The following is a 17,034-nucleotide window of genomic DNA, read 5'->3' as shown; positions in this document are numbered from 1 at the left end:
CCCAACCTCCGAACTTCATCGGCTGGTCGCACTCGGGGCAGATGGGAGGGCCACCGGACATGGCCTGGACCATACCCCGGGGCCAGCCTGTAGAGCCTCGCCAACCACTCGTTGCAGGTGCCGGCCTTCTCGACCTTGCGTCAGCCCGAGTGTGCCCAGGGCCCCTTCTCCATGCGGCTCGCCTAGGCCGACGAGGCGGCGACGGTCAACGTGTAGTCCACACCGGTCGAGAAGTCGCCTGACCGTCCACGGATCTTCAGGGAGTGCTTCCCGGAAGCGAGGGGTGGCAACTGCACCCACAGGCCGCATCCTGTAGCCGCAAAGCGCCCTTCCTCCCCGGTGAGCGGGTTGCCTTGGGCTCCTTGCACCGTGATCGACTCGCCTCTGTAGGTCTCCGGCTCGACCACCTTGCCGTCGAGGAGCACGGTCCCCTGCGCACTGCTCATGAAGGCCTCACAGTTCTGAGGGTCTCCGAAGGTATTGACGACAGGCGCAGCAATCGGACGCCCGCTGGGAACCTCGCACGCGCGCTTGACCTGACCGCCGAAGGTTCCGGCCAGGAACCACACGTCGTGCGGTTGGTTGCGTCCGCACGCGCTCCCGTCCGTGTCGGCGACAGGATTGGTCGCGTCGGGCTCCGAGGCTGCCCATGTCCACCATCGGCCTTGCAGCTCCGCGGAAGGGAGGCGCACGTTCTCCCTCGCCGGAGCGGTGCTCGGCGGAACGGTGCTCGACGGCGCCACTCGTTCCGTGCCCTCCGGGTCCCCGGCTGCCTGGGCCCCGCACCCTGCCAAGGCCGCCATCACTACAGCGGTCAGGCCCGCTACTCCAGCTTTGAACCTCATATGCCCCCTCCCGATCGGACGCGCCGCCTTGTCCCCCACCCCGACGCGACATGAGCGGACACGCTACCCGCGGGGCAGGACCGGACGGCTCCCCGACCGGTTGCTGTACTTCGCTGCTGTACGGCCCGGAAACGCAAGAGGCCCGGACTCTCGTCCGGGCCTCTCACCTGTGTGCACTCGGCAGGATTCGAACCTGCAACCTTCTGATCCGTAGTCAGATGCTCTATCCGTTAAGCTACGAGTGCTTGTTCTTTTGTTTTGTCTTCGCTCCCCGGTCTTTCGACCCGCTCGCGGCGACAGGAAGAACATTACATGACTGCCGCCGTCATGTGAAATCCGATTGCCCCACCCCTTGTGACCTGCGGAAACGTCCTGCGGGGCGGGAGTGGGGGGGAGTGGTGCGGAGGGCGGTGGTGCTCTTCGTGGGGCCGTTCGGGCGGTTCGTATGTCGGTTCGGAACGGCCGAAGCCCCGGCCTTGGGGGCCGGGGCTTCGGTAGGGGCGGAGGCGGAGGGATTTGAACCCTCGATGGGCTTTAAGACCCAAACCGCATTAGCAGTGCGGCGCCATAGACCGGACTAGGCGACGCCTCCATGCACCTCGCGCATACGCGGGTGGTGCGTGCAGATGATGACACAGGCGAACCGGCTGTCACCAATCGATTCTCACCGTACTAGTCCTCCGGGGTCGAGGGCAAAGCCCCGAGCCCCCTCGTGCCGCCCGCGGCCGGCCGTCGGGCCCCGTCCCCGCCCGGCGCACCCCGGTTGCGCAACGCCCCGGCGCCCGGAGCGTTAGAGGGGGCGGGCGTCTCGTGCACCCCGCGCCCGTCGTACAGCCCGCTCCCGCTCCTGGAGATCCGTATGCTGCGCCGCCTCGTCCTCGCGTCCCTCGCCACCGCCGCCGCCGGTTCCGCCGGGTTCGGGCCGCTGCCGCCGCTGCCGCTGCTCTCGGCGCCCGAGACGCTGACCGTGACGGTCGCCGAAAGCGGGGACCCGAGCGCCGACGGCACCTTCGAGCTGACGTGTGACGACCGGCCCGGCGGCAACCACCCCGCCCGTGAGGACGCCTGCGAGCGGCTCGGGCAGCTCGCGAAGGAGGGCGCGAACCCGTTCAAGCCCGTCCCCGCCGACCAGTTCTGCACGCAGGTATACGGCGGTCCCGCCGTCGCGCACATCACCGGCACCTGGCAGGGCCGCACCGTCGACGCCCGCTTCTCCCGGGCCAACGGCTGCGAGATCGACCGCTGGGAGAATCTGGAGCCGGTCCTTCCTCTTGTCCGGGGATGAGACGGGATGGGAAGGATGAGACCTGGGTCTCCCCCCGGAGGCTCCCTTAGACTCCCTTCCGTGACAGGGTGCGGCCCGAGGGGCAAGATGGGGCCGGCCGGCCGATAGGCATGCACGTGCAGTGCGTCAGGGAGGAACGTCGTCGTGAGCAGCAGGCCATCCCGGGGCGCTGCTCGCCTCGCAGCCATACTCGACGCCCTCCCCGACGGCCTCGTGCTCGTCAACTGCAACGGCACGGTCGTCAACGCCAACACCATCGCCCTCGGCATGTTCGAGACCCCTGGCACCGCGCTCGTCGGGCGCGGTCTGCTCGACCTGCTGCCGGCCTTCGACTCGCGCCTCATCCCCGGCTCCATGCGCCGCCCCGAGGGCACCGACGAGCGGGGCCGTACCAAGCCGACCCGGATGATCGCCCGCCGTACGGACGGCAGCGAGTTCCCCGTCGAGGTGACCAGCGCCAGCCTCGAGGACGGCCGCGAGGCCTACGACTCGTACGGCGGCTACACCGGCGACGAGCTGCTCATGCTGGTCGTCCGCGACCTCACCGGCACCCTCGACACCGAGGCCGAACTGGCCCGTTCGCAGCGGCAGACCGAGATGATCCTGCGCGCCGCGGCCGAGGGCGTCGTCGGCACCGACACCGACGGCCGGGTCGTCCTCGTCAACCCCGCCGCGGCCCAGATCCTCGGTTACCGCGCCGGTGAACTCGGCGGCCAGGAGCTCCACCCGCTGATCCTCGACAAGCGGGCCGACGGCGAGCCCTTCCCGTACGAGGAGTCGCCGCTCGCCGACACCCTCAAGTCGGGCCGCAAGCACCGCGTCCGCGGGCAGGTCCTCTGGGCGAAGAAGGGCGAGCGGGTGCCGGTCGACCTCACGACCGCCCCGGTCCGCGACGGCGACCAGCTCGTCGGCGCCGTCATGACCTTCACCGACCGCAGGCCGTACGAGCAGCTCGTCGAGGAACACGCCGCCGCGATCAAGGAACTCACCGAGCGGAACGCCGCCGAACTCGCCGACCGTGCCGAGCGCGCCGCCGCCGAACGGGAGGCGCAGCAGGAGCGGTACGCCTCCCTCGCCGCCCGGCACGAGCAGCTCACGGCCGTCCTCGCCGAGTCGCTGCGCGGCCCCCTGATGGAGCTGCGCACCCAGCTCGGGGCGCTCGCCGCCGACGACGCCGGCCAGCTCTGGCCCGAGGCCAACCAGGTCCTGCACCACCTCGCCGCCGGGTACGCCCGGATGACGGCGCTCGTCGACAACGTCCTCGGCTACCAGCGCCTGGACTCCGGCGCGGAGACCCTGGACAAGCGCGTCGCGCTCCTCGACGGGGTCGTGACGGCGGGCATCGACGGGGCCGTCGACCTGATCGGTCCCGGCCGCGCCCAGTTCGCCGTGCACGCGCCGCCCGTCGAGGCCGAGGTCGACGCCGCCCGCCTCGCGACGGCGCTCGCGCACCTCGTCGCGGACGTCGCCGGCGTCGACGCGACCGGCAAGAACCGGGCCGTGGCCCCCGGCGCCGCCCCGGCCGACTCCACGATCGTCGTCGCGGCCGCCCAGCGGGGCGATGTCGTACGCATCGAGGTCCGCGGCCCGTACGCGGGCGGCGACCCGGTCCACGGGCCGGTCGTGCGGGGCATCGTGGCCGCGCACGGCGGTGTCGTGCAGACCCACGAGGTGCCGGGGACGAGTGGCGGCGCGTACGTCCTGGAGGTCCCGCTCGGCGCCGGCCGGGGCACGGTCCCGGCGACGGAGCGGCAGCCTGAGGGCCCGACGGGCGGCCCGGCCACAGGAACGGCCGTCGGGACCGGCTCGGCTGCCGGGACCGGCTCGGCTGCCGGGGGAGTCAGTGGGCCCGTGGGCGGTGGGCGAGGCGGTGGTGGGGGCCGGGAGGCGCTCGCGCTGCCCGCGCAGGCCTCCCCGCCCGTCTCGGCTCCGGCCCCGGCCCCTGTGCCGGCCCCGGCTTCGGCTCCTGTACCGGCCCCCGCTTCCGCTTCGGCCGCTGTCGCTTCCCTCCCCGCCGCCGGCGATTCCTCGGAGACCTCCGGTGGCGGGCGGCGGCGGGCCCGGCGGGCCTCCACGGACGCCTTCCTGGAGAGCCCCGTCGCCCCCGAGGGCCTCGCCGAGCCCAGCGGCCGCCGCCGGGCCCGTACCGGAGAGGCCACCGGCGGACCCGCCGAGCTGATTCCGGCCCAGCAGCACGCCTCCGCACCGTCGGTGGCCGATGCGGCCGCCGGTGCGGCCGGTTCCGGCGCCCCGGGCGTCGAGCCGACCGGGCGGCGCCGCGGGCGGCCCGCCGAGGGCTCCGTGGTGACCGCCGCGGAGGGTGCGCAGGGGCGGGCGGCGCTCGGCGCCGCGGTGCCGCCACAGGGTGTCGCGGTGGAGCCCACCGGAGCTTCCGCCCCTTCCGCCGCTCCGGCCCTGGCCCGCGCCCTGCCGGCCGTCGCGTCCACCGAGGTCGCCCCCGTGTCCGCGCCCGAGGGGCAGCCGAGCGGGCGCCGCAGGCGGGCCCTCGCCGCCGCGCAGGAGCGGGCGGCGGCGGCCGAGGCCGGGCCCCGGACGCCGTTCGCGCTGCCGCCCGCCGAGGCCGACCGTCCCGACGAGCCGGTCGCCGACTCGACGGCCGGGCCCGTCGCGCCTCCGTACGCCGGGCCTGTCGCACCCCCGTACGCCGGGCCTGTCGCGCCTCCGTATGCCGGGCCGGGCGGGGTGCTGCCCGTCTCGGACGAGGGTCAGCACGAGGCCGTACAGGGCGTCCCGGGCGCGGATCACACGCCTCCGCAGCCCCCTCCGCACGTACCGCACCCGCACCTGCCGCAGGCGGACCCGGAGACGGGCCCGCAGGCGAACCAGCAGGCCGGGCTTCAGGCCGGGCCGACCGGGCGGCGCCGGGCCGTCACGCCTCCGCCGCCGGAGGAGCCGCGGAACAGCACCAGCTCCGGTTCGGGGACCGGCACCGGTTCCGTACCGCTGCCGCCCGAGTTGCCGATGCCGATGTCCATGCCGACGCAGGCGCCGACGCCGACGTCGACGCCTGCGCCCGTGCCGAAGGACTCGACGCAGGGTCGGGCGTTCAGCGTCCGCACCCTCGGGCAGGGTGTGCCCTTCGTTCCCCCGGCGTCCGCGGCCCAGACTCCGTCCGCACCGGCCGCCGGTCCCACACCCGCCCCGGCCGCACCTCCCGTGGCCCACGGCGCGCCCTCCAACGGCTCCGGGCGGCGGCGGAAGCTCGCCACCCCGCCGGAGGTCGACCCGCCGGCCGTCGGCGGCGAGGCCCGGCCGCACCCGCAGGCCGAGACGGCGTCCGCCCCGGCGGCCGAGTCGTCGCTCGGGCTCGTGCCCGCCGCGTCCGAGGGACGCGCGTACGCCATAGGGGCGCCCGCCGCAGGCTCCGCCGAGGGTCCGGAGCCGCTCGACGGCCCCGGCGGCGCCGTCGAGGTCGCCAACCGGCCCGCACCGCGGCCCGTCGACGACGAACTGCCCCCGGAGCCCCTGGACAACCCGCGCCGGCTACTCGTCTGGCCCGCGCCGGACGTCTCCACCCAGCAGGCGCTCAGCGACCGTGGCTACCGGCCGGTGATCGTGCACTCCCGCGAGGAGGTCGACGCGCAGATCGCCGCCTTCCCGGCCGCGCTCTTCGTCGACCCGCTGACCGGTCCCATCACCCGTACCGCGCTCCAGTCGCTCCGTCAGGCCGCCGTCGCCGCCGAGGTGCCCGTCCTGCTCGCGGCCGGGCTCGGGCAGGCGACCCGGGAGGCCGCGTACGGCGCCGATCCGGCCGTACTCCTCAAGGCCCTCGCACCGCGCGACAGCGAGCAGCACCCGTCGCGGGTCCTGCTCATCGAGGAGAACGAGGACATCGCCGAGGCGCTCGCGGCCACCCTGGAGCGGCGCGGGATGCAGGTCGCGCGCGCGGCCACGGACACGGAAGCGGTCACGCTGGCCACCCAGACCCGGCCGAACCTGGTGGTGATGGACCTGATGCAGGTACGCCGCCGCCGGGCCGGGATCATCGACTGGCTGCGGGCGAACGGGCAGCTCAACCGCACCCCGCTCGTCGTCTACACCTCGGCCGACCTCGTCGAGGAGGAGCTGCCGAAGCTGTCCTCCGGCGAGACCGTCCTCTTCCTCGCCGAGCGTTCGAACAGCGCCGAGGTCCAGGCCCGGATCGTCGACCTGCTCGCGAAGATCGGCACCAACTAAGGCACGCGAAAAGCAATCCGGACCAACTAAGGCTCGCGAAAACGATCCGGACCGACCAAGGCGCGCGAGAACGCGCCTGCGGGGAGGGCTTCTTCACCGAAGCCCTCCCCGCACGCGTACGTCCCGCCTCCGGAACTACAGCTCCGTCACGTCCAGCTCGCCCTCCGCGTACTGCTTGCGGATGACCTTCTTGTCGAACTTGCCCACGCTGGTCTTCGGCACCGCCGGCACGATCGCCCAGCGCTCCGGCAGCTGCCAGCGGGCGATGCCGCCCTCGGCCTCCAGGAAGGTCCGCAGGGTCTCGTAGTCCGCCGTCGCCCCCTCCTTGAGGACCACGGTCGCCAGCGGGCGCTCGCCCCACTTCTCGTCCGGCACCGCGACGACGGCGGCCTCGGCGACCTCCGGGTGCGCCATGATCGCGTTCTCCAGCTCGACGCTGGAGATCCACTCGCCGCCGGACTTGATGACGTCCTTGGCCCGGTCGGTGAGGGTGAGGTAGCCGTCCGGGCTGATCACGCCGACGTCGCCGGTCTTGAGCCAGCCGTCCTCGCTGAACTTGTCCGCCGGGCGGATGGCCTCGCCGTCGACACCGCCGAAGTACGAGCCCGCGATCCAGGTGCCGCGCACCTCCAGCTCACCGGCCGACACGCCGTCCCAGGGCAGGTGCTCGCCGGCGGGACCGACGAGACGCGCCTCGACGCCGGCCGGGAAGCGGCCCTGCGTGACGCGGTACGGCCACTCCTCCTCGGCGGTGAAGCCGTGCGGCGGGTGGGCCATCGTGCCGAGCGGGGACGTCTCGGTCATGCCCCAGGCGTGGCAGAGACGGACGCCGAGCCGGTCGTACGCCTCCATGAGCGCCGGCGGACAGGCCGCGCCGCCGATGGTGACCTGGGTCATCGAGGAGAGGTCGCGGGGGTTCGCGGTGACCTCGGCGAGCAGGCCCTGCCAGATGGTGGGGACGGCGGCCGCGTGGCTCGGCCGCTCGCGCTCGATCATCTCGGCGAGCGGGGCCGGCTGGAGGAAACGGTCCGGCATGAGCATGTTGATGCCGGTCATGAAGGTGGCGTGCGGCAGTCCCCAGGCGTTGACGTGGAACTGCGGGACCACGACCAGGGTCGTGTCCTTGTCGGTGAGACCCATCGACTCGGCCATGTTCACCTGCATCGAGTGCAGGTAGATCGAACGGTGGGAGTAGACCACGCCCTTGGGGTCGCCGGTCGTGCCGGAGGTGTAGCACATGGCGGCGGCCGAGCGCTCGTCCAGTTCCGGCCAGTCGTACGTGGTCGGCCGGCCCGCGATCAGCTCCTCGTACTCGTGTACGCGGGGGGCCGCGCCCGCCAGCACGGAACGGTCCCCGGGACCCGCGACCACGATGTGCTCGATCGTCGGCAGGTGCGGCAGCAGCGGGGCGAGGAGGGGGAGCAGGGAGCCGTTGACGAGCACGACCCGGTCGGCGGCGTGGTTGACGATCCACACCAGCTGCTCGGGGGGCAGACGGAGGTTCAGGGTGTGGAGGACTGCGCCCATCGAGGGGATCGCGAAGTACGCCTCGACATGCTCCGCGTTGTTCCACATCAGGGTCGCGACCCGCTGGTCGCCGGTGACCCCGAGCTCGTCGCGCAGGGCGTTGGCCAGCTGATGGGCGCGCGCTCCGGCCTCCGCGAACGTGCGGCGCTGCGGCTCGGGCTCGCCCGTCCACGTGGTGATGACGGACTTCCCGTGAATCGTCATCCCGTGCTTGAGGATGCGGCTCACTGTCAGCTGTACGTCCTGCATGGTGCTGTACACGGGGCGTCCTCCCGGTGGGCGCTACGTGGCAGAAAGGGTGGGGAGATTCTGCGCACGTACCGCGCGGTATGTCACTACCCGGGGGTACGCAAATTGCCAGTGATCGCTGGCACGGCCCTTACCGCGTCCGCTCCATGCCGGTTTCCACGTGTTCCTACCAGAGGGTTTCTACCGGACCGGAGTCAGCTCCGGGTCCTCGCGCAGCTTGCCGAGCGCCCTGGACACGGCGCTCTTCACCGTGCCGACCGACACCCCGAGCACCTCGGCCGTCTGGGCCTCGCTGAGGTCCTCGTAGTACCTGAGGACCACCATCTGCCGCTGCCGCTCCGGAAGCTTCAGGACCGCACGCCACATCGCGTCGTGCAGCACCTGCCGCTCCGCCAGGTCCGGCTCGGGAAGACCGGACGGCTCGGGCAGCTCCTCGCAGGCGAACTCGTCGACCTTGCGCTTGCGCCACTGCGACGTACGCGTGTTCAGCAGCGCACGGCGTACGTAGCCGTCCAGGGCACGGTGGTCCTCGATGCGCTCCCAGGCGACGAACGTCTTGGCGAGCGCGGTCTGGAGCAGGTCCTCGGCGTCGCACGGGTTGGCGGTCAGCGAGCGCGCGGTGCGCAGGAGCACGGGCCCCCGTGCCCGTACGTACGAGGAGAAGGTCGGGTACGACGCGTACTGCGAGGCACCGGCGCAGACGGGGCCAGAGGGTGGCGGAGTCATGACTCCACGCTAGGAGGGGAGGGGTACCCGGCGGATCGGCCCCAGGTCCCGACCCGCAGTCCGCCTCAGGTTGTAGGGGTGGGGACGACCCGACCTCCTGTGGGTGGAGACGCTCCGGGAACACCCTCAGGGTCACGGAGCGGAGAGCGGGGACTTCAGGCCGGCGGTGGGGGCGACGCGGGCGACGGGCGCGTCCATCGTGTTGCGGTCGATGAGGAGCCGGCGCCCGCCGTACGCCTCGCTGACATTGCCCGCGTACTGGTGGATCCGCGCGTGCGGAGTCCACGCCTGCGGGTCAAGCACCGTCTCCGTGTACAACGCGGGCCGCCCCCAGCGCGCGAACCACATCACGGCCGGCAGGTCCTTCGTACCCGCCCGCCGCTGCGCCTCGATGTCCCGCACCCCCGTCTCCACGCTGCTGTAGAACCCCGGCACATAGCCGAGGCGCCGCACCTCCCGGCTCCAGGCCCGCACGAACGAGAGGGTGGTCGCGGCGCAGCCCGCGTCACCCGCCCGGTACGCCTCGATGTCGAGGTACAGCGGGCTGCTCGCGTCCAGCCCGAGCGCCCCCGCCGCCCGTACCGCCTCAACGGCCTCCCGGGTCCCCTGGCTCCAGGGGCTGCTGCCGAGGGCGAAGGGCCGCTTGGCCGTCGAGATGACACAGGGCGCCTGGGAGCCGACGAACAGCGGCAGCAGCCGCCAGCCCATGGCGTGGACGGAGGCGACCCAGTCCCGGCTCAGCTCCCGCTGGACGGGACAGCCCCGCCCCCGGCCGCCGAAGTAGATCCCGACGGCCCCGTACGGCGAACTCCGCCAGGCCTTCATCACCGCGAGCGAGGGCGCCTCACAGGTGTCGAAGGCCCGACCGATGTAGTACCCGGGCCCGGCGGGAGCGCCCCGCGCAGCGCCCACGGCCCTGACGCCGCCGACGGAGCCGCCACGCGCGCCGGGAGCACCGCTCGTGGTGGTGGCGGCGGCGGTGGCGGCGGTGGTGTCCTGGCGGGTCGCCGAGGCCGGGTCCGGGGCGGCGAGCAGGGCCGCCCCGGCCAGGGCCGCGACCAGAGCGGTGACCACGACCCGCACCCCGGCGGGCGACGCGGCCCGCACCCGGCTCGCGGGCAGGGAGGAGCGGGACGGCGCCGGTGAGGGGGCCGGTGCCAGGGACGAGGCGGAGGTGGATGCGGGGGCCGGAGTCGGGGAGGAAGTGGATGCGGGGGCCGGAGAGAGGGCGGAGGCCGGGGTTTGCGCGTTGGTGTTCATGGCGCGAGTGAAGAACCGACCGCGCCGACCGGCCACCGCAGAGGCCCTCTCCTCAGCCGTCCGTACCCAGGATCAACCCGGACGTGGGAACGCCCGTCCCCGCGGTGACCAGGGTCCGCCCCGCCCCGGGTATCTGGTTCACCGAGGTCCCCCGCAGCTGCCGGACCGCCTCCGCTATGCCGTTCATGCCGTGCAGATAGGCCTCGCCGAGCTGCCCTCCGTGCGTGTTCAGCGGGAGGGCGTCGGCCGCGACGAAGTCCGCCGCCTCCCCCGGCCCGCAGAAGCCGAACTCCTCCAGCTGCATGAGGACGAACGGCGTGAAGTGGTCGTAGAGGATGCCCACGTCGATGTCGCCCGGTGCGAGTCCTGAGGTCTGCCAGAGCTGCCGGGCCACCACCCCCATCTCCGGAAGGCCCGTCAGGCCGTCCCGGTAGAAGCTGGTCATCGCCTCCTGCTTCCGTCCCGCCCCCTGCGCCGCGGCCAGGACCACGGCGGGCGGGCACCGCAGGTCACGGGCGCGCTCGACGGAGGTGACGACGATCGCCTGACCGCCGTCGGTCTCCTGGCAGCAGTCGAGGAGCCGCAGCGGCTCGACGATCCAGCGGGAGGCCGCGTGGTCGGCGAGGGTGATCGGCTTGCCGTGGAAGTACGCGGCGGGGTTGCGGGCCGCGTGCCGCCGGTCGGTGACGGCGACATGGCCGAAGGCGTCCGGGGTCAACCCGTAGGTGTGCAGATACCGCTGGGCGGTCATCGCGACCCAGGAGGCCGGGGTGAGCAGCCCGAAGGGCAGCTGCCAGCCGAGCGCGGCGCCCTCGGCGGACGGTTCGCGCTGCTGGACGCCCGAGCCGAAGCGGCGCCCGGAGCGCTCGTTGAACGCCCGGTAGCAGACGACGACCTCGGCGACCCCGGCGGCGACGGCGAGCGCGGCCTGCTGGACGGTGGCGCAGGCGGCTCCGCCGCCGTAGTGCACGCGGGAGAAGAAGGACAGCTCGCCGATGCCGGCCGCCTGGGCGACGGTGATCTCGGGGTTGGTGTCCATGGTGAAGGTGACCAGGCCGTCGACGTCGGAAGGAGCGAGCCCGGCGTCGTCGAGGGCCGCCCGCACCGCCTCGACGGCGAGGGAGAGCTCGCTGCGGCCCGAGTCCTTGGAGAACTCGGTGGCCCCGATGCCGACGACGGCCGCCCGGCCGCCGAGTCCGTCCCTGGTGCGCAGGCTCATCGCGGCACCTCCACGGTGACCGTGCCGGTGACGTGGTGCCCGACCCCGTTGACCCCGAGGACCCGGACGCGGGCCGTGTCCCCGTCGACCTCGGTGACGGTGCCGGTCAGGACCATGGTGTCGCCGGGGTGGTTGGGGGCGCCGAGGCGGATGGCGACCTTGCGGAGGACCGCGCGGGGGCCGAAGTGGTCGGTGACGTACCGGCCGACGAGGCCGTTGGTCGTGAGGATGTTCATGAAGATGTCCGGCGAGCCCTTCTCCCGCGCCAGCTCGGCGTCGTGGTGCACGTCCTGGTAGTCCCGGGAGGCGATCGCCCCGGCGACGATCAGGGTGCGGGTGATCGGGATCGTCAGCGGCGGCAGCTCGTCGCCGGCCTTCACCCCGGCTGTCATGACGGCGCTCCTTCCGCGAGCAGGTCGCCCAGTTCGGCGAGGAGCTCGGTGCCGCAGCCCAGGTAGGCGTCGAGCTGCCGGCCCCACAGGAAGTGCCGGTGGACGGGGTGGTCGAGGTCCGCGCCCATGCCGCCGTGCAGGTGCTGCCCGGCGTGCACGACCCGCTTCCCCGCCTCGGAGGCCCACCAGGCGGCGGTCACGGCCGCCCCCGTGGCGTCCAGGGCCTCGTCGAAGCGCCACGCGGCCTCGTAGGCGGTGACGCGGATGGCCTCGGTGTCCATGTGGGCGTCGGCGGCGCGCAGTTGCACGGCCTGATGGGTGGAGAGCGGGCGGCCGAACTGCTCCCGCACGGAGGTGTACGCGACGGCGCGGGCGAGCGACCCGGCGCACACCCCGGCCTGGAGTCCGGCGAAGGCGATCCGGGCGGCGGTCAGCACGTCCGCGTAGGCGTCGGCGGTCCCGAGGCGCTCGCCCGCCGTCCCGTCGAGGACGAGGCGGCCGGCGGACCAGGGGGCGGTGAGCTCGACGGGGTCGACGCGGGCGGCGTCCTCGGTGCGGACCAGCCACAGGGCGTGGCTGTCGTCCGGCACGAGGACGTGCGTGGCGTCCCGCAGCCACGGCACCCAGTCCACCGTCCCGCTGAGCCGCCCGTCGCGCGAGGAGACCGCGCGGGGCGCCGGGAAGGCGCCCGTCACCACCGTCGTGCCGTCGCGGAGGCCGGGCAGGAGCCGGGCGCGCTGCTCGTCCGTGCCGTGCCGGGCGACGCCGAGGACTCCGTACACGCAGGACGCGGCGAAGGGCACCTGGGCCGTCACGCGTCCCTGCTCCTCCAGGAGGAGGACCAGGCCGAGCAGTCCGGTCTCCTCGACGGCGCCGGGGAGTCCGGCGGCGCAGAGCGCCTTCCAGAGCTCGGCGTCGGTGCCGGTGCCGGCCGCCCTGAGCCGCTCGTGGGTGGCGAGATCGGTGAAGATCCGGGCCGCGAGCTCGCGGGCGGCCTCCTGCTCCTCGGTGGGGGTGAAGTCCATGTCAGTCCTCCTCTCCCGCGCGGAACACGGGAAGTTCCAGCTCTTCGTCGACCCGCAGGAACTCCAGCCGCACCGGCATCCCGATCCGCACCTTGTCGTACGGCACCCCCACCACGTTGCTGATCATCCGTACGCCCTCGGCGAGTTCGATCAGTCCGACCGCGTACGGCGGGTCGAAGGCCGGGAAGGGCGGGTGGTGCATCACCACGTACGAGAAGACGGTGCCGGTGCCGCTCGCCTCGACCGTGTCCCACACGCCCGAACCGCAGTCGGCGCACCCCGGGAGCCAGGGGAGGCGGAGCGCCGCACAGTCGCCGCAGCGCTGGATGAGCAGCCGGTGCTCGGCCACGCCCTCCCAGAATCCGGCGTTGTCCCGGTTGATCACCGGCCGGGGCCGCCGGGCCTCGGCCTGGGGCCCGCCCGCCCGGGCGCCTTGGCCGCCCCCACTGGCCCGGGCCTCGCGCTCGGGCCCGCGCGGCCGCCCGGCGGGGGCGTACTTGAGGATGCGGAAGCGGTGGGTGCCCGCGAGCTCGCCGTCGGCGCGGACGTCGGTCCTGGTGGTGACGAAGTGTCCCGCCCCGAGTTTGGTGGTCTTGAGCGCCGACACGGACTCGATGACGGTGTCGAAGGTGATCCGGTCACCGGGCCGCAGCGGCTTGAGGTACTCCTGCTCGCAGTCGGTCGCGACCACCGACGTGTATCCGGCGCCGTCGAGGAGGGCGAACAGCTCGTCGTAGGCGGACGAGCGGTCCGTGTGCCCCGAGAGTCCGCCCATCGTCCAGGCCTGGAGCATGGTCGGGGGCGCGACGGCGTCGGGCCCCCGGTAGGCGGGGTGGGTGTCCCCCATGGCCTCGCACCAGTGCCTGATCATGGGCAGGTTGACCGGGTCCTTGCCGGTGCCCGCGGTGGCGGCGGCCTTCCCCTCGAACTCCACGAGCCGCTCGTACAGCCCGTCCGGCGACGGGACCGGTCCGCCCTGTGTCCGTGTGAGGGTCATCGTCGACCCCTCCCCTTCATGCCGAGCCGCATCCTCGCGACGATCTCGCGCTGCACCTCGCTCACCCCTCCCCCGAAGGTGTTGATCTGCGCGGCCCGGTTCATGCGCTCCAGCTCACCGCCGTCGAACTCCCCCGGCGATCCCGCTCGCACCGTCCCCGACCCACCCGCGATCTCCTGACATATTCGATACACCTCCACCGCCGATTCGGTTCCCACGAACTTCACGCCGCTCGCGTCCCCCGGGGCCAGTCGGCCGGCCCCCACATCACCCACCAGACGCCAGTTGAGCAGGCGTGTCGCCGCCAGCCTGGCGTGTGCCTCGGCGGCTCGGATCCGCACCCAGGGCTCGTCAATGCGGCGCCTGCCCGTCACCGGATCGGGGGTGCGGGCCCGGTCGAGCACGGCGGTGAAGAAGTCCTCGGCCTGCATGCCGATCGCGGCGAGGGCGACCCGCTCGTGGTTGAGCTGGTTGGTGATGAGGCCCCAGCCGCCGTGCTCCGGCCCGACGAGGTTCCCGGCGGGGACCCGTATCCGGTCGTAGTACGTGGCCGTGGTCGTCAGGCCGCCCACGGTCGCGATCGGCGTCCAGGAGAAGCCGGGGGCGTCGGTGGGGACGAGGACGATCGAGATGCCCCGGTGCGGGGGCGCGTCGGGGTCGGTGCGGCAGGCGAGCCAGATCCAGTCGGCGTTCTGGGCGTTGGAGGTGAAGATCTTCTGGCCGTCGATCAGCCAGGAGTCACCGTCGCGGACCGCCCGCGTCCGGAGGGAGGCGAGGTCCGTGCCCGCCTCGGGCTCGCTGTAGCCGATGGCGAAGACGGTCTCGCCGCGCAGGATCCGGGGCAGGAAGAAGGCCTTCTGCTCCTCGGTGCCGTAGGCCATGAGGGTGGGGCCGACGGTGTTGAGGGTGACCATCGAGACGGGGGCGCCGGCGCGGTAGGCCTCGTCGAAGAATACGAACTGCTCGTCGGGTCCGCGGCCCTGACCGCCGTACTCCTCCGGCCAGCCGAGGCCCAGCATCCCGTCGGCGCCGATCCGGCGGAGCAGCAGGCGGTGGGCGGCGGTGTCCGTCGCGGGGGGCGGCCCTTCGGGCATCACATCCCGGAAGTACGCGCGGAGTTCGGCGCGCAGCCGCAGCTGCCGCTCGGTCGGGGCGAGGTGCACGGCGACGGCCTCCCGTGGGACGACTGAGGTTTCTGACTGTCCGTCAGATTCAGGACCCCTGTCAAGGTCGACGACCGACCGCGCCCGCGTGGGGCACACGAGGAACGGCGGCGGGGGGCGCACGAGGGACGACTGCGGGGCGCACGCGAGGACGGCCCGCACGCCGGTACCGAAGTACCGTCGTGCGGGCCGTCGTTCACACCGCGGTCACGCCCCCCGACGAGCCGACTGTGAGGCCTTCGGGGTCACCACCACGGGTTGAAGTTGACCACCGCGTTGTTCTGCGCGATGTGGGTGAACGCGGAGCCGTTCACGCTGGCCGTGTTGTTCTGGTTGGAGGCACCGGAACCGGTCGCCACCTGCTGCGTCGTGGTCGAGTTGCCGAAGTTGTCCCCGCCCACGCCGCTGCCGATGATCGTGGCGACGCTCGTGTTCGATCCGTCGTCCGCGAACCCTCCGTTGTCGGCCTGGGCCACCCCGGTGAAGAGCGCGGCGGCGAGGGGCAGGGCGGCGGCAGCGGCGAGGATGCGGGCGGTACGGATGCTTGCCATGTCTGTTCCTCCGGGAACCTGAAGCTGGTGCTGTTGCACGGAACTGCTCTGAATGGATCTGAAGTACGGCCATGTCCAAGGCAGTTGGCCGACCGCCCCGGTCGTTTGTGCTCGACGTCGCGAATCCAGAGTTGCCCACCGAATCCCCGGCGAACCACCCCGGAGCGCCCGATTCCCCCGCAAGCGTGAGGACAAGCAGATAAACCCCGGCACTCCCGGAAAAGGCCCAGCTCACCGCGGCGGAGCGGGCACGGAACCGGCGCGGCCCGTATGCCGCAAGGGAGGAAGCGTTCCGGCAGATTTTCTGCAAACCTCTTCCTCGGAAGAACGCCACGGCGCGTCTCCGGAACGAATGAATCGAACATTCGCGTCACGCGGGCCGAGGAATTCGATCCCGCTCTCGCGCCCCTAAGGGAGGTCCCGCTCGCCCACCGCCGCCTCGAAGGCCGCGTAGGCGCCGGCGTCGAAGAGGACGAACCTGACCTCTTCCACGGCGGTACGGGCGCCCCGTACGGTCTCGACGGCGATCCGGGCCCCGTCCTCCATCGGCCAGCCGTAGATTCCCGTGGAGATGGCGGGGAAGGCGACCGTGCGGTCCCCCGACTCGTCGGCGACACGCAGGGATTCGCGGTAGCAGGAGGCCAGCAGCGCCGACCGGTCCTCGTCGCGCGACCAGACCGGTCCGACCGTGTGGATCACGTGCCGGGCCGCCAGGCGTCCCGCCGTGGTCGCCACGGCCCGCCCGGTCGGCAGCCCCTTGCCGTAGTGGGAGCGGCGCAGATCCTGGCAGGCCGCGAGGATCTCCGGGCCGCCCTTCCGATGGATCGCGCCGTCGACCCCGCCGCCGCCGAGCAGCGAGGAGTTCGCGGCGTTCACGATCGCGTCCACCGCCTCGGCGGTGATGTCTCCTTGCACGAGCACGATCCGCACCACGACGCGCCCCCTTTCGCTGCTGTCACACCGTTCCCAGGGGGTCCATTGAAAACCCGGAAGGGGCGCCCCGGATATCGATTTCGGGGGCGCCCCTGCCGGTCGCTTCGCGCTTTCACGCACCTACACGCTTTCGCGCGGCTTTCGTGCCTCCGCGTTACGCCTGCGGCGGGGGCGGGGGCGGGGGATTCTGGCCGGTGCCTCCGAGCTGCTCCTTGAGCTTCTCCTGGGCGGTGTCGACCTGACTGCTGTACTTGCCCTGGGTCTTCCCGTCGACGAAGTCGCCTGCCTTGTCGACGCCCTGGGAGGCCTTGTCCTCGTGGCCCTTCAGCATTCCCTTGAGCTTGTCCAACATAGACATCCTGGCCCTCCTAGCCACTGGTCCAGCCCCTCCAGCATCAGGGCACCACCCGAGTCCCGCATCCGCAGAGCCGACCGGCCCCTACGCTCCCGGCCCGCGCCGGGCCGCCGGACGCCCGCCCGCCGGGGGCACGCCGGCCCGACAGGCGCACGCAGAAGGGGCGCCCCGTCGCCGGGACGCCCCTTCTGGTCAGCGCGTTCACTGAGCTGCTGCGGTGGGTGTGGGATTTGAACCCACGGAGACATCGCTGCCTCGACGGTTTTCAAGACCGTTCCCTTAGGCCGCTCGGGCAACCCACCCCGCGCCG

At 72.8% G+C, this 17,034-nt stretch carries 14 protein-coding genes and 3 tRNA genes; 2 read left to right on the top strand and 15 right to left on the bottom strand.

The window, feature by feature from the left end:
- Positions 1-182 precede the first annotated feature (182 nt).
- The 3 genes from DEJ43_RS18745 to DEJ43_RS18735 form a co-directional block, all read right to left on the bottom strand.
- On the bottom strand, positions 183-692 hold the full coding sequence (locus DEJ43_RS18745) for a hypothetical protein (protein ID WP_015034963.1): 510 nt from the start codon (positions 690-692) through the stop codon (positions 183-185).
- A gap of 325 nt (positions 693-1,017) precedes the next feature.
- Positions 1,018-1,090 (bottom strand) — tRNA-Arg (locus DEJ43_RS18740).
- A gap of 256 nt (positions 1,091-1,346) precedes the next feature.
- A tRNA-Ser gene (locus DEJ43_RS18735) sits at positions 1,347-1,437 on the bottom strand.
- A gap of 267 nt (positions 1,438-1,704) precedes the next feature.
- Here DEJ43_RS18735 and DEJ43_RS18730 point away from each other — a divergent pair.
- Both DEJ43_RS18730 and DEJ43_RS18725 read left to right on the top strand, forming a co-directional pair.
- Positions 1,705-2,130, top strand: coding sequence for an SSI family serine proteinase inhibitor (locus tag DEJ43_RS18730; protein WP_041662671.1), 426 nt, complete (start codon positions 1,705-1,707; stop codon positions 2,128-2,130).
- A gap of 144 nt (positions 2,131-2,274) precedes the next feature.
- The gene (locus tag DEJ43_RS18725) at positions 2,275-6,327 is read left to right on the top strand and encodes a PAS domain-containing protein (protein ID WP_015034960.1); all 4,053 of its coding nucleotides are present in this window, start codon (positions 2,275-2,277) and stop codon (positions 6,325-6,327) included.
- Between the two features lie 135 nt (positions 6,328-6,462).
- On the opposite strand, the gene DEJ43_RS18720 is transcribed toward DEJ43_RS18725, so the two are convergent.
- The 12 genes from DEJ43_RS18720 to DEJ43_RS18665 all read right to left on the bottom strand — a co-directional run bounded on the left by DEJ43_RS18720 (position 6,463) and on the right by DEJ43_RS18665 (position 17,026).
- Entirely contained in the window at positions 6,463-8,115 is a 1,653-nt protein-coding gene (locus tag DEJ43_RS18720; RefSeq protein WP_015034959.1) for a long-chain fatty acid--CoA ligase, read from the bottom strand.
- Between the two features lie 168 nt (positions 8,116-8,283).
- Positions 8,284-8,829, bottom strand: a complete 546-nt coding sequence (locus tag DEJ43_RS18715; RefSeq protein WP_015034958.1) for a SigE family RNA polymerase sigma factor — start codon at positions 8,827-8,829, stop codon at positions 8,284-8,286.
- 132 nt (positions 8,830-8,961) lie between these two features.
- Positions 8,962-10,089, bottom strand: a complete 1,128-nt coding sequence (locus tag DEJ43_RS18710) for a DUF1906 domain-containing protein (RefSeq protein WP_078508692.1) — start codon at positions 10,087-10,089, stop codon at positions 8,962-8,964.
- Positions 10,090-10,141: 52 nt separating this feature from the next.
- Entirely contained in the window at positions 10,142-11,308 is a 1,167-nt protein-coding gene (locus DEJ43_RS18705; protein WP_015034956.1) for a lipid-transfer protein, read from the bottom strand.
- On the bottom strand, positions 11,305-11,688 hold the full coding sequence (locus DEJ43_RS18700; protein ID WP_181399506.1) for a MaoC family dehydratase: 384 nt from the start codon (positions 11,686-11,688) through the stop codon (positions 11,305-11,307). Before DEJ43_RS18700 ends, DEJ43_RS18705 begins: the two co-directional genes overlap by 4 nt.
- An 8-nt stretch (positions 11,689-11,696) precedes the next feature.
- A complete protein-coding gene (locus DEJ43_RS18695; RefSeq protein WP_015034954.1) occupies positions 11,697-12,725 on the bottom strand; it encodes an acyl-CoA dehydrogenase family protein in 1,029 nt (342 codons plus the stop codon).
- A 1-nt stretch (position 12,726) separates the two neighbouring features.
- Positions 12,727-13,722, bottom strand: coding sequence for a bifunctional MaoC family dehydratase N-terminal/OB-fold nucleic acid binding domain-containing protein (locus DEJ43_RS18690; protein WP_015034953.1), 996 nt, complete (start codon positions 13,720-13,722; stop codon positions 12,727-12,729).
- Positions 13,719-14,885, bottom strand: coding sequence for an acyl-CoA dehydrogenase family protein (locus DEJ43_RS18685; RefSeq protein ID WP_041662669.1), 1,167 nt, complete (start codon positions 14,883-14,885; stop codon positions 13,719-13,721). Before DEJ43_RS18685 ends, DEJ43_RS18690 begins: the two co-directional genes overlap by 4 nt.
- Positions 14,886-15,130: 245 nt before the next feature.
- A complete protein-coding gene (locus DEJ43_RS18680) occupies positions 15,131-15,436 on the bottom strand; it encodes a hypothetical protein (RefSeq protein WP_015034951.1) in 306 nt (101 codons plus the stop codon).
- A 408-nt stretch (positions 15,437-15,844) separates the two neighbouring features.
- Positions 15,845-16,369 (bottom strand): O-acetyl-ADP-ribose deacetylase, encoded by a 525-nt coding sequence (locus DEJ43_RS18675; RefSeq protein WP_015034950.1) that lies wholly within the window; start codon positions 16,367-16,369, stop codon positions 15,845-15,847.
- 154 nt (positions 16,370-16,523) lie between these two features.
- Entirely contained in the window at positions 16,524-16,727 is a 204-nt protein-coding gene (locus tag DEJ43_RS18670; protein ID WP_015034949.1) for an antitoxin, read from the bottom strand.
- Positions 16,728-16,939: 212 nt separating this feature from the next.
- Positions 16,940-17,026 (bottom strand) — tRNA-Ser (locus DEJ43_RS18665).
- Positions 17,027-17,034 lie beyond the last annotated feature (8 nt).

The sequence above is a fragment of the Streptomyces venezuelae ATCC 10712 genome (genome assembly GCF_008639165.1).
In the GTDB taxonomy this organism is placed as follows: domain Bacteria; phylum Actinomycetota; class Actinomycetes; order Streptomycetales; family Streptomycetaceae; genus Streptomyces; species Streptomyces venezuelae.
The sequence above is the reverse complement of the archived record's forward strand: the minus strand, read 5'-3'. Positions and strand labels throughout refer to the sequence as shown.